The 20,503-nt window shown below is 63.5% G+C and carries 20 protein-coding genes; 6 read left to right on the top strand and 14 right to left on the bottom strand.

Features of this window, described 5'->3' with window-relative positions; translation table 11 throughout:
- Positions 1–11: 11 nt before the first annotated feature.
- The 4 genes from VA602_RS13400 to VA602_RS13385 all read left to right on the top strand — a co-directional run bounded on the left by VA602_RS13400 (position 12) and on the right by VA602_RS13385 (position 2,961).
- Complete coding sequence (locus tag VA602_RS13400) at positions 12–794, top strand: SDR family NAD(P)-dependent oxidoreductase (RefSeq protein ID WP_323453432.1); 783 nt, start codon at positions 12–14, stop codon at positions 792–794.
- A gap of 64 nt (positions 795–858) precedes the next feature.
- Positions 859–1,197, top strand: coding sequence for a histidine triad nucleotide-binding protein (locus VA602_RS13395; RefSeq protein WP_151925239.1), 339 nt, complete (start codon positions 859–861; stop codon positions 1,195–1,197).
- Between the two features lie 66 nt (positions 1,198–1,263).
- Entirely contained in the window at positions 1,264–1,911 is a 648-nt protein-coding gene (gene coq7, locus VA602_RS13390; protein WP_112897195.1) for a 2-polyprenyl-3-methyl-6-methoxy-1,4-benzoquinone monooxygenase, read from the top strand.
- 9 nt (positions 1,912–1,920) lie between these two features.
- A complete protein-coding gene (locus VA602_RS13385) occupies positions 1,921–2,961 on the top strand; it encodes a DUF2157 domain-containing protein (protein ID WP_323453431.1) in 1,041 nt (346 codons plus the stop codon).
- Between the two features lie 28 nt (positions 2,962–2,989).
- On the opposite strand, the gene VA602_RS13380 is transcribed toward VA602_RS13385, so the two are convergent.
- A complete protein-coding gene (locus VA602_RS13380; RefSeq protein ID WP_028689009.1) occupies positions 2,990–3,412 on the bottom strand; it encodes an OsmC family protein in 423 nt (140 codons plus the stop codon).
- A 190-nt stretch (positions 3,413–3,602) separates the two neighbouring features.
- Here VA602_RS13380 and crp point away from each other — a divergent pair, with 190 nt between their 5' ends.
- The gene (gene crp, locus VA602_RS13375) at positions 3,603–4,247 is read left to right on the top strand and encodes a cAMP-activated global transcriptional regulator CRP (protein WP_054925379.1); all 645 of its coding nucleotides are present in this window, start codon (positions 3,603–3,605) and stop codon (positions 4,245–4,247) included.
- Here crp and VA602_RS13370 read toward each other — a convergent pair.
- The 4 genes from VA602_RS13370 to VA602_RS13355 form a co-directional block, all read right to left on the bottom strand.
- Positions 4,244–4,948: a lipoate--protein ligase family protein gene (locus tag VA602_RS13370; RefSeq protein ID WP_063542450.1), complete on the bottom strand. Its 705-nt coding sequence runs from the start codon at positions 4,946–4,948 to the stop codon at positions 4,244–4,246. The two genes, crp and VA602_RS13370, sit on opposite strands and share 4 nt — an antisense overlap.
- A gap of 91 nt (positions 4,949–5,039) precedes the next feature.
- Positions 5,040–5,873, bottom strand: coding sequence for an indole-3-glycerol phosphate synthase TrpC (gene trpC / locus VA602_RS13365; RefSeq protein ID WP_125930911.1), 834 nt, complete (start codon positions 5,871–5,873; stop codon positions 5,040–5,042).
- Positions 5,870–6,919: an anthranilate phosphoribosyltransferase gene (trpD, locus tag VA602_RS13360; RefSeq protein WP_054892239.1), complete on the bottom strand. Its 1,050-nt coding sequence runs from the start codon at positions 6,917–6,919 to the stop codon at positions 5,870–5,872. Before trpD ends, trpC begins: the two co-directional genes overlap by 4 nt.
- Positions 6,920–6,928: 9 nt before the next feature.
- Positions 6,929–7,522, bottom strand: coding sequence for an aminodeoxychorismate/anthranilate synthase component II (locus VA602_RS13355; protein WP_054892238.1), 594 nt, complete (start codon positions 7,520–7,522; stop codon positions 6,929–6,931).
- A 362-nt stretch (positions 7,523–7,884) separates the two neighbouring features.
- Between VA602_RS13355 and estP the strand changes: the two genes are divergently transcribed.
- A complete protein-coding gene (gene estP, locus VA602_RS13350) occupies positions 7,885–9,786 on the top strand; it encodes an esterase EstP (protein ID WP_323453430.1) in 1,902 nt (633 codons plus the stop codon).
- 144 nt (positions 9,787–9,930) lie between these two features.
- On the opposite strand, the gene trpE is transcribed toward estP, so the two are convergent.
- The 9 genes from trpE to VA602_RS13305 all read right to left on the bottom strand — a co-directional run.
- Positions 9,931–11,412: an anthranilate synthase component I gene (gene trpE / locus VA602_RS13345; protein ID WP_063542442.1), complete on the bottom strand. Its 1,482-nt coding sequence runs from the start codon at positions 11,410–11,412 to the stop codon at positions 9,931–9,933.
- 70 nt (positions 11,413–11,482) lie between these two features.
- A complete protein-coding gene (locus VA602_RS13340) occupies positions 11,483–12,301 on the bottom strand; it encodes a phosphoglycolate phosphatase (RefSeq protein ID WP_063542440.1) in 819 nt (272 codons plus the stop codon).
- Entirely contained in the window at positions 12,298–12,972 is a 675-nt protein-coding gene (gene rpe, locus VA602_RS13335) for a ribulose-phosphate 3-epimerase (protein WP_054892234.1), read from the bottom strand. Before rpe ends, VA602_RS13340 begins: the two co-directional genes overlap by 4 nt.
- A gap of 230 nt (positions 12,973–13,202) precedes the next feature.
- Positions 13,203–14,030: an ABC transporter permease gene (locus VA602_RS13330; protein WP_323453429.1), complete on the bottom strand. Its 828-nt coding sequence runs from the start codon at positions 14,028–14,030 to the stop codon at positions 13,203–13,205.
- Positions 14,031–14,041: 11 nt separating this feature from the next.
- On the bottom strand, positions 14,042–15,289 hold the full coding sequence (locus VA602_RS13325; protein ID WP_112897189.1) for an ABC transporter permease: 1,248 nt from the start codon (positions 15,287–15,289) through the stop codon (positions 14,042–14,044).
- A 67-nt stretch (positions 15,290–15,356) separates the two neighbouring features.
- Positions 15,357–16,391 carry an ABC transporter substrate-binding protein gene (locus VA602_RS13320; RefSeq protein WP_323453428.1) on the bottom strand — a complete coding sequence of 345 codons (1,035 nt, stop codon included), beginning with the start codon at positions 16,389–16,391 and terminating at the stop codon, positions 15,357–15,359.
- 40 nt (positions 16,392–16,431) lie between these two features.
- Positions 16,432–17,544 carry an ABC transporter ATP-binding protein gene (locus VA602_RS13315; RefSeq protein ID WP_323453427.1) on the bottom strand — a complete coding sequence of 371 codons (1,113 nt, stop codon included), beginning with the start codon at positions 17,542–17,544 and terminating at the stop codon, positions 16,432–16,434.
- Positions 17,545–17,819: 275 nt separating this feature from the next.
- On the bottom strand, positions 17,820–18,449 hold the full coding sequence (locus VA602_RS13310; protein WP_323453426.1) for a response regulator transcription factor: 630 nt from the start codon (positions 18,447–18,449) through the stop codon (positions 17,820–17,822).
- 10 nt (positions 18,450–18,459) lie between these two features.
- Positions 18,460–20,503: PAS domain-containing sensor histidine kinase (locus tag VA602_RS13305; RefSeq protein ID WP_323453425.1), on the bottom strand; the 2,044-nt coding region annotated here is incomplete at its 5' end.

Below are 20,503 nucleotides of genomic sequence, written 5' to 3'. Positions count from 1 at the left end.
AGGAGCCTTGCATGACCCGTTACGCCATGATCACCGGAGCTTCCAGCGGCCTGGGCCTGGCCCTGGCGGAGGCCCTGGCGCGGCGCGGGCGCAACCTGATCCTGGTGGCACGCCACCGTGAAACCCTTGAGCCGATCGCGATCGAGCTGACCCAGCGCTTCGGTGTCGAGGTTTTGCTGCGCGCCTGCGATCTCAGCCAGCCTTTACGCCTGTCGGGGTTCGTACTTGAGCTGGAGGAGGGCGAGCGACGCATCGACCTGCTGGTCAACTGTGCCGGCCAGCGCACCTATGGGCCCTTCCTGGCCCATGAGTGGGCCGACGAACAAGACCTGCTGGAGGTCAATATCCTCGCCCTGACCCGCCTGTGCCACGCGATCGGCAACCTGATGGCGGTGCACGGTGGCGGCCAGATCCTCAACGTGGCCTCACTGGCCAGCGCCGCGCCAGGCCCGTGGATGGCGTGCTACAGCGCCAGCAAGGCCTATGTATTGAGTTTCTCGGAAGCCCTGCGCGAAGAACTGCGTCGTACCGGGATCAAGGTGTCGGTGTTGTGCCCAGGCCCGATCCGCTCGACAAAACGACACATCCCGCGGCTGGAGGGCAGTTCGCGCTGCCTGAGCGCCGAAGAAGTGGCGCTCTACACAGTGCGTGCGCTGGACAAGAACCGCGCCCTGATCATGCCGGGCCGACGCAATCGCTGGCTGGCCTTCGCCCCGCGCCTTCTGCCGCGCTGGGTGAGCCGCAAGCTGGCGGGCGTGATCCATCGTCGCTACTGCCCGATCGGCGCCGAGTAACCTCTGTCCGAGCAGCGCTTCGCTGAGTACACTGCGCTTCGACCCTCACCAAGGAGCAAGTGACGTGGACGATCTATTCCTCAAGATCATCAACCGGGAAATCCCGGCGGATATCATCTACGAAGATGACCAGATCCTGGCCTTCAAGGATATCGCCCCTGCGGCGCCGGTACATTTTCTGGTCATCCCGAAAAAGCACATCCCGACCCTCAACCACCTGACCGAAGAGGACAAGGCACTGGCTGGCCACATCCTGTTCACCGCCCAGCGCCTGGCCGTCGAACAGGGCTGCGAGGAAGGTTTCCGCGTGGTCATGAATTGCAACCCCAAGGGTGGGCAGACGGTCTATCACATCCACATGCACGTGCTCGGCCAGCGTCAGATGAACTGGCCACCGGGCTGACCCAAGGCAAGCCCATCCGGCATGATTGAGTTAAACTGTCGGGCATCACTTTAGTGGAGGTGCCCGATGGCTACCGAACGTCACTATTCACCGCTCGACCGCTTGTTGCTGCAGGCTGACACCGCCATGCGCACCTTGCTGCCCTTCAGCGGCCAACCTTCCCGTCCCTCGCCCGCGATCATCCAGCCTGACGCCGAGCTGGACGAGTCCCAGACCCGCCATATCGCCGGCCTGATGCGCATCAACCATACCGGTGAAGTCTGCGCCCAGGCGCTCTACCAAGGCCAGGCACTGACCGCCAAGCTACCGCAGGTACGCAAGGCCATGGAACATGCCGCCGAGGAAGAAATCGACCACTTGGCCTGGTGCGAGCAGCGTATCCGCCAGCTGGGCAGTCATCCGAGTGTGCTCAACCCGCTGTTCTATGGCATGTCGTTCGGCATCGGTGCCCTCGCCGGTCTGGTCAGCGACAAGGTCAGCCTGGGCTTCGTCGCCGCCACCGAGCATCAGGTCTGCAAGCACCTGGACGAGCACCTCGAACAGATCCCCGAGGAAGACGAAAAATCCCGCGCCATTCTCGAGCAGATGCGCGTCGATGAAGAGCAACACGCCGAATCCGCATTGGAAGCAGGCGGCTACCGCTTCCCTGCCCCGGTGCGTTTCGGCATGAGCCTGCTGGCCAAGGTGATGACCAAGAGCACCTACCGAATCTAGGACGAGCCGATGACCGAGCGCTTCGATGCCAAGGACCTGGCCAGCGCCGTAAGCGCCGGCATTCTCCAGCCAGGACAGGATCGGGCGCTGCTCGAGTTCCTGCGCCAGCAACCGCAACAACAGGGCCGGTTCCAGCTGGCCCATGTCGCTTTCTACTTCGGCGCCCTGCTGATCATGGCCGCCATGGGCTGGTTGCTCACCGAAGCCTGGATGCGCATTGGTGATACAGCACTGCTGACCGCCGCCCTCCTCTATATCGCCGCGCTTACCCTGTTCGCCCTGTCACTCCAGCGCCGTGGACAGGTCATTGCTGCTGGCGTTCTCGCAGCGGTGGCCGTGAGCATCGTGCCGTTGGCGGTGTTCGCCATCGAGCGCCTGCTCGGCTGGTGGCCGCTGGATGACCTGCAGTTCGACTACCACCAGTACTACACCTACGTGCAGGGCGGCTGGCTGCTCATGGAAGCGGCAACCGTCGTCGCCGGGGTGGCGATGCTGCGCCTGGTGCCTTTCCCCTTCATCGTGATGCCAATTGCCGTGGCCTTGTGGTTCATGTCCATGGACCTCAGCGAATGGTTCTACGGCGAAGTGTTCAGTTGGGAGCAGCGCCAGAAGGTCTCGGTGTGGTTCGGCCTTCTGTTGCTGGCCGTGTTCCTGGCTGTCGATGGTCGCACGCGCCGCGATTACGCCTACTGGGGCTATCTGGCAGGGCTTCTGGCATTCTGGGGCGGGTTGACTTCGATGAACAGCGACAGTGAGCTGGGCAAGGCGCTCTATTGTCTGATCAACCTTGGCCTGATGGGATGTGCAGTGCTGCTGCGCCGACCGATGTTCATGGTATTCGGCGCCATGGGCGTGGCGGCGTACCTGGGCTACCTGTCGTATGACGTGTTCGCCGAGTCGTTGCTGTTCCCGGTAGTGATCACACTGATCGGGCTTGGCGTGATCGGCCTTGGGTTGGCTTACCAGAAACGCCGCGAGCACCTGAGCCAGTCGTTGCGGGCAAAGCTGCCGCAATGGTTGCTCGACGCGTTACCGGCCCTGCGCGACTGAAAAGGGGCCGCCAGGCGGCCCCACCACTTCAACCCAGCTCTACGATCTCGTAGCCATGGGTGATCTCCACACCCGCACGATCGAGCATGATCGATGCCGAGCAATACTTCTCGGCCGACAGCTCGACCGCTCGCTTGACCTGCGCCTCTTTGAGGCCACGGCCCTTGACCACGAAGTTCAGGTGGATTTTGGTGAATACCTTCGGATCTTCGCTGGCGCGCTCAGCCTCCAGAAAAGCTTCGCAGCTTTCCACCGCCTGTCGGGATTTCTTCAGGATGCTGACCACATCGAAACTGCTGCAGCCACCCAGGCCGAGCAGCAGCATCTCCATCGGGCGTACGCCCAGGTTACGACCGCCAGCCTCGGGAGGACCGTCCATGACCACGACATGCCCACTCCCCGACTCACCGAGGAACATGGCCTCACCGGCCCACTGGATGCGTGCCTTCATCTATCCGGACTCCTGATTTCGTAAAAGGTCGTCAGCTTAGACCTTGTAGCGCTGTCGGAAAAGCTCAAGACGTTGGGGTTTCATGCCGATAAAGCCGAAGTGTCTGATAAGCTGACGCCAAATCACTGGCGCCCGCCGTCAGTAACCTCCTACAAAAATGCCTCTGCGTCGCTCGAACAGGATTTTCGTGATGGTAGCCTCAGCACTCCCTGCCAAGATCAAGAATATCGACAAGCTGCTGGTGCACTGCCAACGCCGCCGCTATGCCGCCAAGAGCAACATCATCTGCGCCGGCGACCGGGCCGAGACGCTGTCGTTCATCGTCAAGGGATCGGTGACCATCCTGATCGAGGACGACGAAGGTCATGAGATGATCATCGCCTACCTCAACAATGGTGACTTCTTCGGTGAACTGGGGTTGTTCGAACCAGCGGGCCCCGAACAGCAGCGCAGCGCCTGGGTACGGGCCAAGACCGAGTGCGAAGTGGCCGAGATCAGCTACGACAAGTTCCGCGAGCTGGCCCGTCACGATCCGGACATTCTCTACGCCCTTGGCAGCCAGATGGCCCAGCGCCTGCGCAACACTACGCGCAAGGTCGGAGACCTGGCCTTCTTCGACGTCACCGGCCGCGTCGCCCGTTGTCTGCTCGACCTGTGCAAGCAGCCGGATGCCATGACCCACCCCGACGGCATGCAGATCAAGATCACCCGTCAGGAAATCGGGCGGATCGTCGGCTGTTCGCGCGAGATGGTCGGCCGGGTGCTCAAGGATCTTGAAGAACGTAGCCTGGTGCAGGTCAAGGGCAAGACCATGGTGGTCTACGGCACCCGTTAATCCTTGGGCAGCGCCGCGATCACCTCGGCGTAGGCCTGGGACAGCCGTTCGAACCAAGGGGCTGCGGGCACCACTTCATGCAAGGCAATATGGCTGTCGGCGCGGCAACGTTGCTCAAGCCCACAGCAGTCGTTGAAGCGGTTGACCGCCGCCACCATCGACTCGCGCTCGTTGTCCAGCAGCAGCGCCCCATGCACCAGCACCACCGGGCGCTTGCCGCCCAGCCCCTGGCGCCAGCGCTGGGCAGTGCCGACCAGCTTGCGGCCGTTGAGATTGACGTTGTAGCGCCCATCGCAGAACGCACCGTCGATCTCCCCGACCGACGCCACACCACCCCATTCGCGCAAGACATCGCACAGCGGCAGGCACAGGCGCTCGTAAGCGTTCTCGATGCGTCCGTGGTCACCTTCGCTGCGCGGTGCGACGTAGACCAGCGCCACGTTCACGGTCGAATGGGACTGCGGCACCGGCTCTCCACCGGTTTCACGCAGCAACACCGGCCAGCCAGCGATCGCCAGCTCGGCACAGGCGGCTTCGAAGTTGTCGAGACGACTCATTCGTCGCGGCATGACCAGAGCATGATCGGTGGGGCGCCAGAACAGCACGCCGGATTCGCGCTCGCCACGGCAGACGGCGGCGAGCAGCTCCTGTTCGGCATGCAGGCCCTGCTCGACGGTGAGGGCCAGGGGTTGATCGGTCATTGATCCACCTTGGAAATCTGGTTCACTGGCCCGCGAAAGGGCCAGAACAGTCATACAAAAAAGCCGGCATCAAGCCGGCTTCGTGTTTTGATCAGTCCAGAGGCTGAACAGTCTTCTTCACCTGATCCGGGAAGAACAGCCTCTGCAGCTCCAACCCCGGCTGCTCGGCGCGCATGAAGGCTTCGCCCACCAGGAACGAATACACCTCGTTGATTTCCATCAGCTCCACGTCGGCGCGGTTGAGGATACCGCTCTCGGTGACCGCCAGGCGGTCACGCGGAATGCGCGGCAGCAAGTCGAGGGTGGTGTCCAGGCTGACCTCGAAGGTGTGCAGATTGCGGTTGTTGACCCCCACCAGTGGCGTGTCGAGGGTTTTCAGCGCACGCTCGAGTTCATCGCCATCGTGTACCTCCACCAGCACGTCGAGACCGACATCCTTGGCGGTGGCGGCCAGCTCGGCCATCTTCACATCGTCCAGTGCCGAGACGATCAGCAGCACGCAGTCGGCGCCCAGGGCGCGGGCTTCGACGATCTGGTAGGGATCGACCATGAAGTCCTTGCGGATCACCGGCAACGACACGGCAGCGCGGGCCTGTTGCAGGTACTCGTCTGCGCCCTGGAAGTAATCCACGTCGGTGAGTACCGACAGGCAGGTGGCGCCGCCCTTCTCGTAGCTCACCGCGATTTCCGCAGGCACGAAGTGCTCGCGGATCACGCCCTTGCTCGGCGAGGCCTTCTTGATCTCAGCGATGACCGCAGGCTGCTTGCGCTTGGCCTGTTCGATCAAGGCGTTGGCGAAGCCGCGGGGAGCATCGGCGCCCTTGGCCAGACGCTCCAGTTCGGCGAGGCTTACGCGCGCGCTGCGCTCGGCCACTTCCTGAAACTTGCGGGCAATGATCCTTTCCAGCACCGTCGGTACGCTCATGCTCCGTTCTCCTGCTTGAATACCGCGGTAAAGGCGCCCAGCTCCTGGAGTTTTTCCCAGGCAAGGCCGGTGTGCAGCACATCGTGGGCGAGTTCGACGCCCGACTTCAGGCTCATCGCATGGTCGGCGGCATACAGCGCGGCGCCAGCGTTGAGCACGATCATTTCGGCAGCTTTCTGGCCGTTTTCGGTCTTGCGTCGGCCCAGGGCGTCACGAATCAGCGCCAGCGAAGCCTGTGGGTCCTCGACCGCCAGGCCATGCAGGCTCTGGCTCTTCATGCCAAGGTCTTCCGGTTCGACCCAGTATTCGGTGATCTCACCGTTCTTCAATTCCGCGACGAAGGTCGGCGCGGCCAGGCTGAATTCGTCCAGGCCATCCTTGGAGTGCACCACCAGCACATGCTTGCTGCCCAGGCGCTGCAACACTTCGGCGAGCGGGCGACACAGGGCCTGGGTGAATACACCAACCACCTGGTGCTTCACACCGGCCGGATTCGTAAGCGGGCCGAGCATGTTGAAGAGCGTGCGCAAGCCCAGGTCGCGGCGCGGGCCAGCAGCATGCTTCATCGCACTGTGGTGAGTCTGGGCGAACATGAAACCGATCCCCAGGCTATCGATGCAGCGGGCCACCTGCACTGGCGTAAGGTTCAGGTAGATACCGGCCGCCTCCAGCAGGTCGGCGCTGCCGCTCTTGCCGGACACCGCGCGGTTGCCGTGCTTGGCCACCGGGCAACCGGCCGCGGCGAGCACGAAGGCCGAAGCCGTGGAAACGTTGAAGATGTTGGCCCCGTCGCCGCCAGTGCCGACGATGTCGACCACGCCGTCGAGGCTCTTGAGCTCGACCTTGTCGGCCAGCTCACGCATGACCGAAACGGCGCCGACGATCTCGTCGATGCTCTCGCTCTTCATGCGCATGCCCATCAGAAAGGCGCCGATCTGCGCCTCGGTGCATTGTCCGGTCATGATCTGACGCATGACATCGCGCATTTCGTCTGTGGACAGGTCCAGGTGGCCGACGATGCGGCTCAGCGCGCTCTTGATATCCATGATCGATCCTTAGCGGCGGCCGCCGGTCTGCTTGAGGAAGTTGGCGAACAGCTCGTGGCCCTGCTCGGTGAGGATGGACTCGGGGTGGAATTGCACCCCTTCGATGTTCAAGGTCTTGTGGCGCAGGCCCATGATCTCGTCGACCGAACCGTCTGCATGGGCAGTCCAGGCGGTGACTTCGAGGCAGTCCGGCAGGGTTTCGCGCTTGACCACCAGAGAATGGTAGCGGGTCACGGTCAACGGGTTGTTCAGGCCGGCGAACACACCCAGGTCGCGGTGGAACACCGGGCTGGTCTTGCCATGCATGACCTGGCGGGCCCGCACCACGTCACCGCCATACGCCTGGCCGATGGACTGGTGGCCCAGGCACACACCGAGGATCGGCAGCTTGCCGGCAAAGTGCAGGATGGCCTCGATGGAAACGCCTGCCTCGCTGGGCGTGCAAGGGCCGGGCGAGACGACGATGCGCTCCGGGTTGAGGGCTTCGATCTGGGCGATGGTCAGTTCGTCGTTGCGAATGACCTTGACCTCGGCACCCAACTCGCCGAGGTACTGGACGACGTTGTAGGTGAAGGAGTCGTAATTGTCGATCATCAGTAACATCTGGGCTCAACCTCTTGAATCTACTGACTGTGCTTTCGAACCTTCCTGCCTCGACCATGGGCGCGGCTCTACCGCGACAGCGAAGATGGAACGACAGGAGGGCAAACGGGGGCGGGCCGGACAGGACCGGCAGGAGAAAGAGTCAGGCGCGCCAACGCCAACGGGCGTGAGCCTTGATAACGCGCATCAGGAGTTTGCTGACGATCAACACGGGGTAGTTCTCGCTCATACGTCCCGGCACAGTAGCCTACCGCGACGGCAGGCGCAATACGCCGCAAATACTGGGGAACGAACGGACTGCGTGCTTTTTTGCTAAGGTCTTCGGGCTTGCCTCCATAAAAGCAATGAAAAGGAACTTCCACATGCGACAGCCACCTTTCCTGCGCACGGCCCTGTGCCTGCTCACCCTCGCCTGCAGCCAGGCCATGGCGGCGCCCTCGCCGTACTCTTCGCTGATCGTATTCGGCGACAGCCTGAGCGATGCGGGGCAGTTCCCTGACCTCACCGGTGGCACACCGGGCATGCGTTTCACCAATCGCGATGCGAACGGCAACTATGCCCCGGTGTCACCCATGATCCTTGGCGGGAAGCTGGGCTTTTCCGACGCGGAACTGGGCCCATCTACCTCACTAGTCAATCTTGTGCAAGGTCGCCCCGACGGCAACAACTGGGCCGTCGGCGGCTACACGACACAGCAGATCCTCGACTCGATCACCGACACCTCTGAGGCGGTCATTCCACCCGGGCGCCCTGGCGCAGGTCTCGTCCTGCGTGAGCGCCCCGGCTACCTGGCCAACGGCTTGCGAGCCGACCCGAATGCGCTCTACTACGTCACCGGTGGCGGTAATGACTTCCTGCAGGGGCAGGTCAACAGCGCCGCCGATGCAGCCGCCGCTGGCGCGCGGCTGGCCGCCAGTGCCCAGGCCCTGCAGCAGGGCGGAGCGCGCTACATCATGGTGTGGCTGCTGCCCGATCTGGGGCAGACCCCGAATTTCAGCGGTACGCCGCAGCAGGGCCCGCTGTCGCAGCTTTCGGGCGTGTTCAACCAGTCGCTGCTCAACCAGTTGCGCCAGATCGACGCTGAAATCATCCCGCTGAACATCCCCACCCTGCTCGGCGAGGCCCTGCGCAGCCCGGCGGAGTTCGGCCTGGCCGCCGACCAGAACCTGGTCGGTACCTGCTACAGCGGCGACAGCTGCGTGCAAAACCCGGTCTATGGCGCCAACGGCACCAACCCCGACCCAACCCGGCTGCTGTTCAACGACTCGGTACACCCGACCATTGCTGGCCAGCAACTGATCGCCGACTACGCCTACTCCATCCTCGCCGCCCCTTGGGAACTGACGCTGCTTCCGGAAATGGCCCACGCCAGCCTGCGCGCCCATCAGGATGAGCTACGCAACCAGTGGCAGACACCCTGGCAGGCAGTTGGTCAGTGGCAAGCCTTCGTCGCCACCGGCGCCCAGGATCTGGACTTCGGCAGCCAGCGCAGTTCGGCAAGTGGCGATGGCCGCGGTTACAACCTGACCCTCGGCGGCAGCTACCGGCTCGATGATGCCTGGCGCGTCGGCCTGGCAGCAGGCGTCTACAGCCAGAAACTGGAGGCAGGCCAACAGGACTCGGACTACAAGCTCGACAGCTACCTGGCCAGTGCCTTCGCCCAGTTCCGCGAGAACCGCTGGTGGGCCGATGCGACGCTGACTGCCGGGCACCTGGACTACAGCGATCTCAAACGCAGCTTCGCCCTGGGTGCCAGCGAGCGTACCGAAAAAGGCGATACCGATGGCGAGGCCTGGGCCATCAGCGGGCGACTGGGCTACAACCTGGCCGCCGACGCGAGCAGCTGGCAATTGGCGCCGTTCATCAGCGCCGACTATGCGCGAGTCAAGGTCGATGGCTACGACGAGAAGAGCGGACGCTCCACGGCCCTGGCTTTCGACGACCAGGACCGCAAATCCCGCCGCCTGGGTGCAGGGCTGCTGGGCAGTGTGCAAGTGCTGCCGAGCACGCGGTTGTTCGCCGAGGTCGCGCGCGAGCACGAGTTCGAGGATGACCGCCAGGACCTGACCATGCACCTGACCACCCTGCCGGGCAACGACTTCACCCTTGCCGGCTACACGCCGCACAGCAACTTGACCCGCGCGAGCCTGGGCCTCAGCCATGAACTGGTGCCGGGGGTGAACCTGCGGGGCAATTACAACTGGCGCAAGAGTGATGAGCTGCGTCAGCAGGGAGTCAGTCTGGCGGTGAGCCTGGACTTTTGAGGGTTAACCCGTCGCGGTGCCAGCCCGCTCCTACAGAAATTGCAGTGAACCTGTAGGAGCGGGCTGGCACCGCGATGGGCTGCGCAGCAGCCCACTCACACCACCAAAAAAACGGCGCTCATCAGAGCGCCGTTTTTTCATCCATCAGCCGCGCGGCGTCTGCTCGGCCAGCGCCACGGCACGGAACATCGCCCGACGCTTGTTGATGGTCTCTTCCCATTCCAGTGCCGGTACCGAGTCGGCCACGATGCCGCCACCGGCCTGCACGTGCAGTTCGCCGTCCTTGATTACCGCAGTACGGATGGCAATGGCGGTGTCCATGTTGCCGTTCCAGGCAAAGTAACCCACTGCACCACCATAGACACCCCGCTTGACCGGCTCCAGCTCGTCGATGATCTCCATCGCCCGGATCTTCGGCGCACCCGACAAGGTGCCGGCTGGCAAGATCGCACGCAGTGCGTCCATCGCCGTCAGTCCCTCGGCCAACTCGCCGGTGACGTTCGAGACGATATGCATGACGTTCGAATAACGCTCGATCACCATTTTCTCGGTCAGACGCACGCTGCCCGTGGACGACACACGCCCCACATCGTTGCGCCCCAGGTCGATCAGCATCAGGTGCTCGGCGATTTCCTTGTCGTCCGACAGCAGGTCGTCTTCCAGCGCGCGGTCGGCCTCTTCGTTGGCGCCGCGCGGGCGGGTGCCGGCGATCGGACGTACGGTGACCAGATTGTCCTCGACCCGCACCAGCACTTCCGGCGAGCTGCCGACCACATGGAAGTCGCCGAAGTTGAAGAAGTACATGTAGGGCGTCGGGTTGAAGCAGCGCAGCGCCCGGTACAGGTCGATGGGCGCAGCCTTGAAGTCGATGGACATGCGCTGCGACGGCACGACCTGCATGCAGTCGCCAGCGAGGATGTATTCCTTGATCCGCCCGACCGCATTCTCGTAGTCGTCCCGGGTGTAGCTGGAGCGGAATTCAGGCTCAGCGGCCATCGGTCCGCTGAGGTCCAGCCCCCGACGCGGGGTGATTGGCTGGCGCAGCTTGTCGAGCAAGCCATCCAGACGCGCCTTGCCTTGCTCGAACGCCTGCTCCTCAGACGGGTCGACCAGCACGATCGCGTGCATCTTGCCGGCCAGGTTGTCGAACACCACCACGGCGTCGGAGACCATCAGCAGGATGTCCGGCACCCCCAGCGGATCCGGGTTCGGGCAGGCGCCCAGGCGCTTCTCGACATAACGTACGCAGTCATAGCCAAAATAGCCGACCAGGCCACCATTGAAGCGCGGCAGCCCAGGAATGTCGGCGACCTTGTAGCGGTCCTTGAACGACTCGACGAATGCCAGTGGATCCTCGACCTCGTGGCTCTCTACCTCGACGCCATCGTGCAGGATGCTCACCCGGTAGCCGTGCACGCGCATCACCGTGCGCGAAGGCAGGCCGATCATCGAGTAGCGCCCCCACTTCTCCCCGCCCTGCACGGACTCGAGCAGATAAGAGTTGGCCTGGTCGGCAAGCTTCAGGTAGATCGACAGCGGCGTATCGAAGTCGGCCAGGGTTTCACAGGCCAGGGGAATGCGGTTGTAGCCGGCAGCGGCCAGGCGCAGGAATTCTTCGCGGGTCATGGGTAGCCTCGTGGCAAGCAGCAATGGGTTCGGGCAAGCGGACGGGCCGGCAGGCGCCGGCGAGCGGGAGTCAGGCGCGCCAGCGCCAACGGGCCAGGGCCTTGATGACTTTCATCCAGAATTTGCCGGTAACACCCACAGTGGAGTCTCTGTCTTGGGAGGCTTGAAGGTCCGCCCACGTTATCCCAGTGTCGGTGACTAAGCAACCGGGCAACAGCAGGCGCAGATCGTCGAGTACCAGGCTCGGCGACTCCTCGTCGATCGGCCGTCCGTGGTTGTAGCCGTAGGTCAGGCCGACGCTCTTGACCCCCGCCGCCCTGGCCGCCTGCACGTCACTGCGCGAATCGCCGACGAACAGCGACTGCTCGGGCGCAATGCCGGCCATCTTCATGACGAACAGCAACGCCGCCGGGTCGGGTTTCTTCTGTGGCAGGGTGTCGCCACCGATGATCCAGCGGAAATAGCGACCGATCTTCATCTGGTCCAGCAACGGCCCGACAAAGCGTTCGGGCTTGTTGGTGATCAGCGCCATCTCCACGCCCTGCTTGCGCAACCAGCGCAAGGTGTCGCGCACGCCTGGGTAGACAACGGTCAGCTCATGGCTTTCACCATAGGCTTCCATGAACAGTGCCAGCGCACGCTCGGCCAGTTGCGCATCGACGGCATCGTGCTCGATGCCGCCGGCCAGGGCGCGGCGCACCAGCACCTCGGCACCGTTGCCCACCCACTGGCGCACGGCATCCAGCCCTGCGGCCGGGCGCCCGAGTTCGAGCAGCATGCGGTCCACGGCGGCGGCCAGGTCCGGTACCGAATCGATCAACGTACCGTCCAGATCGAACATCACCAGCCTGGGCAGCGTCCCCGGGAACAGCTGCTCGAAGCCACTCATGGGCGGGCCTGGGCCAGTTCGGCGCGCATCTTGGCGATCACTTCCTGGTAGTCCGGGGCGTTGAAGATCGCCGAGCCGGCAACGAAGGTGTCGGCGCCAGCAGCGGCGATTTCACGAATGTTGCCGACGTTGACGCCGCCATCGATCTCCAGGCGGATATCACGCCCGCTGGCATCGATCAGCGCGCGGGCCTCGCGCAGCTTGTCGAGGGTGCCAGGGATGAACTTCTGCCCGCCGAAGCCTGGGTTGACGCTCATCAGCAGGACCATGTCGACCTTGTCCATCACGTATTTAAGTGCGTCCAGGCTGGTGGCCGGGTTGAATACCAGGCCGGCCTTGCAGCCGCCGTCCTTGATCAGTTGCAGCGAACGGTCGATGTGTTGCGACGCTTCCGGGTGGAAGGTGATGTAGGTAGCGCCGGCCTCGATGAAGTCGCCGATGATGCGGTCGACCGGGCTGACCATCAGGTGCACATCGATCGGCGCGGTCACGCCGTACTTGCGCAGTGCCGTGCAGACCATCGGACCGATGGTCAGATTGGGCACGTAGTGGTTGTCCATGACATCGAAGTGGACGATGTCGGCCCCGGCGGCCAGAACCTTGTCGACGTCCTCGCCCAGGCGGGCGAAATCGGCGGAAAGAATGGAGGGGGCAATAGCGTAGGGCTGCATGGCGCACCTATGTGGTGGAAATCACGGTGGCGCGCATTGTAACTCAGGGAAGTGGACGAGGGCTGATTGGTATCAATTGGTGTCGAACGGTGCACGGAACCGGGGTTGTCTGTACCGACCTCATCGCGGGGCAAGCCCGCCCCTACCAGTACAGCGCTGCCCTCATGAACGGCGGGGCAACTGTGGGAGCGGGCTTGCCCCGCGATGAGGCCGGTGCAGCTGCCGCAGGATCAGGTCGGCTGCTGGGTCCGCAACTTCTCGCTGCGTCCGCGCAACCACTCCAGGGTCAGCAGCAGGATTACCGAAAACGCAATCAGCAACGTGGCCGCCGCCGCAATGGTCGGGCTCAGGTTCTCGCGAATGCCACTGAACATCTGCCGCGGCAAGGTGGCCTGCTCGGGGCCAGCGAGGAACAGCGTCACCACCACCTCATCGAAGGACGTGGCAAAGGCGAACAGCGCTCCGGAAATCACGCCCGGCGCAATCAGCGGCAAGGTCACCCGACGGAAGGCCAGCAAGGGCGAGGCGCCGAGGCTGGCCGCGGCGCGCACCAGATTGTAGTTGAACCCCTGCAGGGTCGCCGAGACGGTGATGATCACGAACGGCACGCCCAGCACCGCGTGCACCAGGATCAACGAAATGAAGCTGTTACCCATCCCCAGCGGCGCGAAGAACAAGTAGCTGGCCACACCGATGATCACCACCGGTACCACCATTGGCGAAATCACCAGCGCCATCACCAGCGACTTGCCGGGGAAGTCGCCGCGGGTCAGGCCGATCGCGGCCAGGGTGCCGAACACCATGGCCAGCACCGTCGCTGCCGGGGCGACGATGATGCTGTTCTTCAGCGCGCGCATCCACTCGGCAGAGGCGAAGAAGTCCTGGTACCACTGCAGCGAAAAGCCTTGCAGCGGGTACACCAGGAAGCTGCCGCTGTTGAACGACAGCGGAATGATCACCAGCACCGGCAAGACCAGGAACAACAGGATCAGGCCACAGAGAATGCGCAGGCTGTAGAACCAGACCCGCTCCACGGGCGACATGTAAGGGCTCAGCATCACAAGGCTCCTCAGCTCAGGCGCAGGCGGCTGGCGCCGACCAGCCAGCTATAGATCAGGTACAGCAGCACGGTTGCCAGCAACAGCAACCCGCCCAGGGCCGTGGCCATGCCCCAGTTGATGCTGGTGTTGGTATAGAAGGCGACGAAGTAACTGACCATCTGGTCGTTCGGGCTGCCCAGCAGGGCCGGGGTGATGTAGTAGCCGATGGCAAGGATGAACACCAATAGGCAGCCGGCGCCGACACCGGCGTAAGTCTGCGGGAAGTACACCCGCCAGAAGCTGGCGAACGGATGACAGCCCAGCGAGATCGCCGCACGCATGTAGCTGGGCGAAATACCCTTCATCACGCTGTACAACGGCAGGATCATGAATGGCAGCAGGATGTGCACCATGGAGATGTAGACCCCGGTGCGATTGAACACCAGCTCCAGCGGCTGATCGATGATGCCAATGGCCATCAGCGCGCTGTTGATCAGGCCGCCAGACTGCAGCAGCACGATCCAAGCCGCCACCCGCACCAGGATCGAAGTCCAGAACGGCAGCAACACCAGGATCATCAACAGGTTGCTCTGCCGGGTCGGCAGGTTGGCCAGCAGGTAGGCGAGCGGATAGGCCAGCACCAGGCAGATCACGGTGATCACCACCCCCATCCACAGGGTGCGGGCAAAAATGTCCAGATAAATGGCCTGGTCAGGGGTGGTCTTGGCCAGTTCGCCCAGATCATCGATGCGGTGATCCAGCGAGGCCAGCAGATAGAAAGGTGTCACCTCGCTGGTGTTACGGCGAATTGCCTGCCAGTAGGCCGGGTCGCCCCAGCGCTCATCAAGGGTTTGCAGGGCGTCTTTATAGGAAGCCGGTTCGGTCTTGAACGGCAGTGCACGTGCTGTCTTGGACAGCAGGCTGCGGTAGCCGGCCAGCTCCATGTTCAGACGCTTGGAAAGCTCGCCCAGGGTCTGGTTCTTGCGCGATTCGGCCAAATCCTCGCTGAGGGCTTTGTATACCGCCTCGTCGGGCAGGCTCTTGCCGTCCCACTGCAACACGGCTTCGACGGTACGCGGCAGGCCTGCGACCACCTCAGGGTTTTCGACGCTCTTGTACAAAAGAGCGGCGATCGGCACGAGGAACACCAGCAGCAGGAACAGCGCCAGCGGCGCGATCAACGCCTGGGCCTTCCAACGGTTGACCCGTTCGGCGCGCTTGAGGCGCTGCTTGAGACTTGGACCTGCGCCTTCATTCAGGGGCACTGCAATGGCCATGGCGAACTCCGAAAAACACAGAAAACGAGGGAGCGCCGGTCAAACCCCGGCGCTCCTTTGAGGCGCGTTACTTCTTCGCAGCCCAGGCGTTGAAGCGTTGCTCCAGCTGCTCGCTGTTATCGGCCCAAAAGGCCACGTCGATCTGCACCTGGTTGGCGATGTTCTCGGGCGTGGTCGGCATGTCCTTCTTCACATCGTCCGACAGCAGTTCGATGGCCTTGGAGTTGGCAGGGCCGTAGGCGATGTTCTCGGAGTAGATCTTCTGCTGTGCCGGTTGCACGGTATAGACGATGAACTTCTTCGCCTCTTCCACGTTCTTCGCACCCTTCGGAATGGCCCATGCGTCGAAGTCGTAGATCCCGCCGTTCCACACCACCTTCAGGTTGCTGTCCTTCTGTACCGCAGCGATCCGGCCGTTGTAGGCCGAGCTCATGACCACGTCACCCGAGGCCAGGTACTGCGGCGGCTGGGCGCCGGCTTCCCACCACTGGATGTTCGGCTTGAGCTCGTCGAGCTTCTTGAAGGCTCGGTCTACACCGGCTTTGGTCTGCAGCACCGAGTACACATCTTTGGGCGCTACGCCGTCGGCCATCAGGGCGAATTCCAAGGTGTACTTGGCACCCTTGCGCAGGCCACGCTTGCCGGGGAATTTCTTGGTGTCCCAGAAATCGGCCCAACTGGTGGGCGCGGTCTGGAGCTTGTCAGCGTTGTAGGCCAGCACCGTGGACCACACGAAGAAGCCTACGCCGCAGCCCTGGATCGCACCGGGCACGTAGTCGGCCGCGTTGCCGAACGGCGCGGGGTCGAGCTCCTCGAACAGGCCTTCCTGGCAACCGCGTTCCAGCTCTGGCGACTCCACCTCGACCAGGTCCCACGACACGCTCTTGGTATCGACCATGGCTTTGACCTTGGCCATCTCGCCGTTGTACTCCCCGGCGACGATCTTGCCCTTGCCGGCCTTTTCCCACGGCTCGTAGAACGCCTTGACCTGGGCCGCCTTGTTGGCACCGCCGAACGACACCACGGTGAGGTCCGCGGCCAGGGCCTGCCCCGCGGTAAACAGCCCCAGGGCCAGGGCGGTCAGTTTCAACTGCTTGCGCATTATTATTCTCTCCACAGTACAGGGTTGGTGAAGCAATCGATCAGTGGGTTTCGGCAATCGGGTCGAGCGCACGGGCGTGCTCCACCTGCCAGCCAAGCGGTACCACATCGCCCACGGCCAGGGCCGGGTCGAGCTCGGCGATTGGCTGCTTCACGAAGAAGTCGGCCTTGCCGCAGACTTCCAGGCGCACCCGCACGTGGTCGCCCAGGTAGATGAACTCGGCCACGCGGCCGGAGAAGCGGTTGACGCAATGCTCGCTGTGGCCGTTGAGACGCACGCGCTCCGGGCGGATCGACAGGGTCACCGGCTCGCCGGCCTGGCCGACGTTCACTGCCAGCGCCTCGACCTTCTCGCCACGTGCCAGTTGCACCTGGCAGCGCTCGCCGTTGCGCGCCAGCAGAGTGCCGTTGATGCGGTTGTTCTCGCCGATGAAGTTGGCGACGAAAGTGTTGGCTGGCTCTTCGTAGAGGGTGCGCGGGTCGGCGATCTGCTGGATCTCGCCCTGGTGGAATACCGCCACGCGGTCGGACATGGTCAGCGCCTCGCCCTGGTCGTGGGTGACATAGACCACGGTCACGCCCAGGCGCTGGTGGATATGCTTGATCTCCATCTGCATGTGTTCGCGCAACTGCTTGTCGAGTGCCCCGAGCGGCTCATCCATCAACACCAGTTGCGGCTCGAACACCAGCGCTCGCGCCAGCGCCACACGCTGCTGCTGACCGCCGGAAAGCTGACCGGGGTAGCGCTTGGCGAAACTGTCGAGCTGGACCATGTTGAGCACACGCTTGACCCGCTCGCTGATGTCGGTCTTGCTCAGGTTGCGAACGCTCAGGGGGAATGCCAGATTCTCGGCGACGGTCATGTGCGGGAACAGCGCATAGTTCTGGAACACCATGCCGATGTCGCGCTTGTGCGGTGGCACGTTGTTGATCGAGCGCCCGGCCAGCTGGATCTCACCGGCGGTGGGGGTCTCGAAACCGGCCAGCATCATCAGGCTGGTGGTCTTGCCCGAACCGGAAGGGCCGAGCAGGGTGAGGAACTCGCCCTTGCGGATGTCGAGGTTGAGGTCCTTGACGATCAGCGATTCGCCGTCGTAGCTCTTCTGCACACCACGGAAGCTGACCAGCGTCTCGTTCGAATTCGCCTCGCTCATGCCCTGCACCTTCTTGTTGGAATGACTGCGTAGGCAAAAGACTAGAAGAACGGCAAAGCCCCGGAAATCGGGGGTGCTGAGAGAATGCCATCATCCAGATGGAAGAGTTGTTGTAGGGATTGCCCTACAAGGATGACGCGATTGGAATACTCCTCATCCCGACACCTCCAACCCTGTGGGTGCGGGCTTGCCCGCGAAGAGGTCGACACAGACACCGAGATCGACAGGCAGGGACCTTTCGCGGGCAAGCCCGCTCCCACAGATGCATGTCGCAATCAGACCAGCTTGTGCTCCATGGCGTACTTCACAAGCTCCGCCAGCGAATTGACCTTGAGCTTCTGCATCAACCGCGCCTTGTGGGTACTGATGGTCTTGCTCGACAGCGCCAGCTGCTGGGCGATGTCGTTGACGTTGGCCCCCTGGGCCAGGCGTTCGAACACCGAGAACTCACGCTCCGACAGCAGTGTGTGTAGCGGGCGGGTCTCGGTCAGGCCCACCTCGAAGACCATACGGTCGGCCAGAGCCGGGTCGATGTAGCGACCACCACCGGCGACGCGGCGGATCGCGGTCAGCAGCAGCGCCGGGTCGCTATCCTTGGTCGCATAGCCAGCCGCCCCCGCCTTGAGCGCGCGTGCTGCCATCTGTGCTTCATCGTGCATCGACAGCATCAGGATGGCTGGCGGACTGCTCAGCGCGCGGATCCGCGGAATCGCCTCCAGGCCGTTGACGCCCGGCATCGAGATATCCAGCAGCACCACCTCGCAGGGGGTATGGCGCAGCGTTTCGAGCAACTGCTCGCCGTTGCCGGCCTCGCCCGCTACCAGCATGTCCTTGGCCAGGCCGATCAATTGCTTGATGCCCTCGCGGACGATGGTGTGGTCTTCAGCCACCAGCACTCGAATCAAGGTGTTTCTCCTAATAAAGAGGGATGGCCACGCTCAGGCTGGTGCCCTCGCCCGGCTCGCTTTCCAGGGTCACGCTGCCGCCCAGCATCAGCACCCGCTCACGCACGCCGACCAGGCCGAACGAGGTGGGGCGTGACTGAGCGGGGCTGAAGCCGGCACCGTCGTCGATCACCGTCATGCGTAGCCAGTCATTTTCATGCTTGAGCTCGATTTGCACCGTGTGCGCCCTGGCATGGCGCATGACATTGGTCAGCGCCTCCTGCAGGATGCGGAACAGTCCAGTGGCCTTGGCATCGCTCAATGCTGGCAGATTATCCGGCACCTGCACCAGGCAGGGAATCTGCGTGCGCGCCTCGAAGCGCCGGGCCTGCCATTCGATGGCCGAGGCGATCCCGGCATCCAGGATCGGCGGGCGCAACGCCGTGGCCACATCGCGCACCAGCTGGAACAATTGGGCGATCAGGCGCTTCATGCTGGTGAGTCGCTCGTTGAGCCCCGGGTCGAGCTCGGCAAAAGCCAGCTCGCACATCGAAACCTCCAGCTTGAGCACAGTGAGCATCTGTCCGAGTTCATCGTGCACTTCACGGGCGATTCGCGCCTTCTCTTCCTCACGTACGCTCTCCAGGTGCGCCGACAGCTCACGCAGTTGCTCCTGGGAGCGCGCCAGTTCCAGCTCGACCCGCTTGCTCTGGGTAACATCCCAGACAATGCCGTCCCACACCACCCGGCCATCGGCCTGACGCCGGGCGCTGGCCTTGATGTCGGCCCAGCGCTGCAGACCTTCGCGGGTGAGAATGCGGCCCTGCCAGGACCAGTCGCGGTCATTGGCCAGCGCCAAGTCCTGGACCCGGTGATAGTCGGCGCGGTCATCGGGGTGGACCAGATTGCGCAGCCCCATGTCCGCCTGCTGGATCTGGGCGGGGGCATAGCCGACCAGCGCCTCGCTGCCCTCACTGACATAGGGAAACTCCGGCTCGCCCTCGGCAGGATCACGCTCCAGGCGAAAGACCAGGCCCGGCACGTTGCCCGCGATACCCTTGAGCCGCGCCTCGCTCTCGCGCAGGGCCGCCAGGGCGCGGCGGCGCTCGGTGACATCGGTGATGAACACCACCAGGTATTCGGCATCCCGAAAACGCAGGAAGCTCAGTGACAGCTCCACCGGCAGCAAGCTGCCATCGGCACGACGGCACAGGGTCTCGAACGCTTGCGCCCCACTGTCGCCCGTGCGCGCACGCTTCCACAACTCCAGCCAGCGGTCCATGTGCAGGCTCGGCTCGATATCGATCAGCGGTCGCTCGAGCAGTTCGCCCTCACCATGGCCGAGCATGCGCTCGGCAGCATGATTGGCGTAGCGCACGTGGCTGTCCCAATGCACCCAGAGGATGCCAACGGTGCTCTGGTCGATGGAAAACTGGCTCAGCCGCAGTGCCTCTTCACGGGCCTGGCGTTCGAGCAGGCTCTCCCGCACGCTCAGCAGGCTCCGCTCGAGTCGGCGCTGCTGGCGACGCTGCATCGCCAGGGTGGCCAGCGCGCAGAGCAGCAACAAGCCGAACAACAACGCAAGGTTCTGCCAGAACCCCGCCGACTCGCTCAGGCGCGGGTACTTCGGTTGCAACCAACGCTGGTGCAACTGCTCCAGTTCCTTGGCAGGCATCGCCTGCAGACCGCGCTCCAGCACGTCGGCCAGCAGCGGCCAATCGCGGCGCGAGCCGATACGCAGCAACTGCGGCAGGCCAATATCGCCCACGACCACCAGGTCGCCGAATTCGCTCTCGCGCGACAGGCGACTGAGCTGCGCCTCGTCGAGCACGGCGTAGCTGGCTTGCGCACCCAGCACCAGTTGCAGCGCCTCGCGCTCATTGGGCACGCCCTGCAGGTTGAGATTGGCGAAGTTGCCACGCAGGTAATCGGCCAGGCTGCTTGGCATGCGCACGGCCACCCGGTCGCTGGCGCCAAGCTGCTCCAGGTCGACCGCCAGCGCACCACTGCGCAGGCCGACCAACAACTGCGGCACACGCATGTAGGGGTCGCTGAACAGCCACAGGCGCAGGCTT

Origin of the sequence: Pseudomonas machongensis, from assembly GCF_034961125.1 — a bacterium.
Lineage (GTDB): Bacteria > Pseudomonadota > Gammaproteobacteria > Pseudomonadales > Pseudomonadaceae > Aquipseudomonas > Aquipseudomonas machongensis.
Note: the sequence above shows the minus strand (reverse complement) of the source record. Positions and strands in the feature narration are given on the sequence as shown.

Bases quoted from the DNA above. Each gene is read 5' to 3' on its own strand.
- VA602_RS13400 (WP_323453432.1), top strand. From the start codon at position 12: ATGACCCGTTACGCCATGATCACCGGAGCTTCCAGCGGCCTGGGCCTG.
- coq7 (WP_112897195.1), top strand. From the start codon at position 1,264: ATGGCTACCGAACGTCACTATTCACCGCTCGACCGCTTGTTGCTGCAG.
- VA602_RS13385 (WP_323453431.1), top strand. From the start codon at position 1,921: ATGACCGAGCGCTTCGATGCCAAGGACCTGGCCAGCGCCGTAAGCGCC.
- VA602_RS13380 (WP_028689009.1), bottom strand. From the start codon at position 3,412: ATGAAGGCACGCATCCAGTGGGCCGGTGAGGCCATGTTCCTCGGTGAG.
- crp (WP_054925379.1), top strand. From the start codon at position 3,603: ATGGTAGCCTCAGCACTCCCTGCCAAGATCAAGAATATCGACAAGCTG.
- VA602_RS13370 (WP_063542450.1), bottom strand. From the start codon at position 4,948: ATGACCGATCAACCCCTGGCCCTCACCGTCGAGCAGGGCCTGCATGCC.
- trpC (WP_125930911.1), bottom strand. From the start codon at position 5,873: ATGAGCGTACCGACGGTGCTGGAAAGGATCATTGCCCGCAAGTTTCAG.
- trpD (WP_054892239.1), bottom strand. From the start codon at position 6,919: ATGGATATCAAGAGCGCGCTGAGCCGCATCGTCGGCCACCTGGACCTG.
- VA602_RS13355 (WP_054892238.1), bottom strand. From the start codon at position 7,522: ATGTTACTGATGATCGACAATTACGACTCCTTCACCTACAACGTCGTC.
- estP (WP_323453430.1), top strand. From the start codon at position 7,885: ATGCGACAGCCACCTTTCCTGCGCACGGCCCTGTGCCTGCTCACCCTC.
- trpE (WP_063542442.1), bottom strand. From the start codon at position 11,412: ATGACCCGCGAAGAATTCCTGCGCCTGGCCGCTGCCGGCTACAACCGC.
- VA602_RS13340 (WP_063542440.1), bottom strand. From the start codon at position 12,301: ATGAGTGGCTTCGAGCAGCTGTTCCCGGGGACGCTGCCCAGGCTGGTG.
- rpe (WP_054892234.1), bottom strand. From the start codon at position 12,972: ATGCAGCCCTACGCTATTGCCCCCTCCATTCTTTCCGCCGATTTCGCC.
- VA602_RS13330 (WP_323453429.1), bottom strand. From the start codon at position 14,030: ATGCTGAGCCCTTACATGTCGCCCGTGGAGCGGGTCTGGTTCTACAGC.
- VA602_RS13325 (WP_112897189.1), bottom strand. From the start codon at position 15,289: ATGGCCATTGCAGTGCCCCTGAATGAAGGCGCAGGTCCAAGTCTCAAG.
- VA602_RS13320 (WP_323453428.1), bottom strand. From the start codon at position 16,391: ATGCGCAAGCAGTTGAAACTGACCGCCCTGGCCCTGGGGCTGTTTACC.
- VA602_RS13315 (WP_323453427.1), bottom strand. From the start codon at position 17,544: ATGAGCGAGGCGAATTCGAACGAGACGCTGGTCAGCTTCCGTGGTGTG.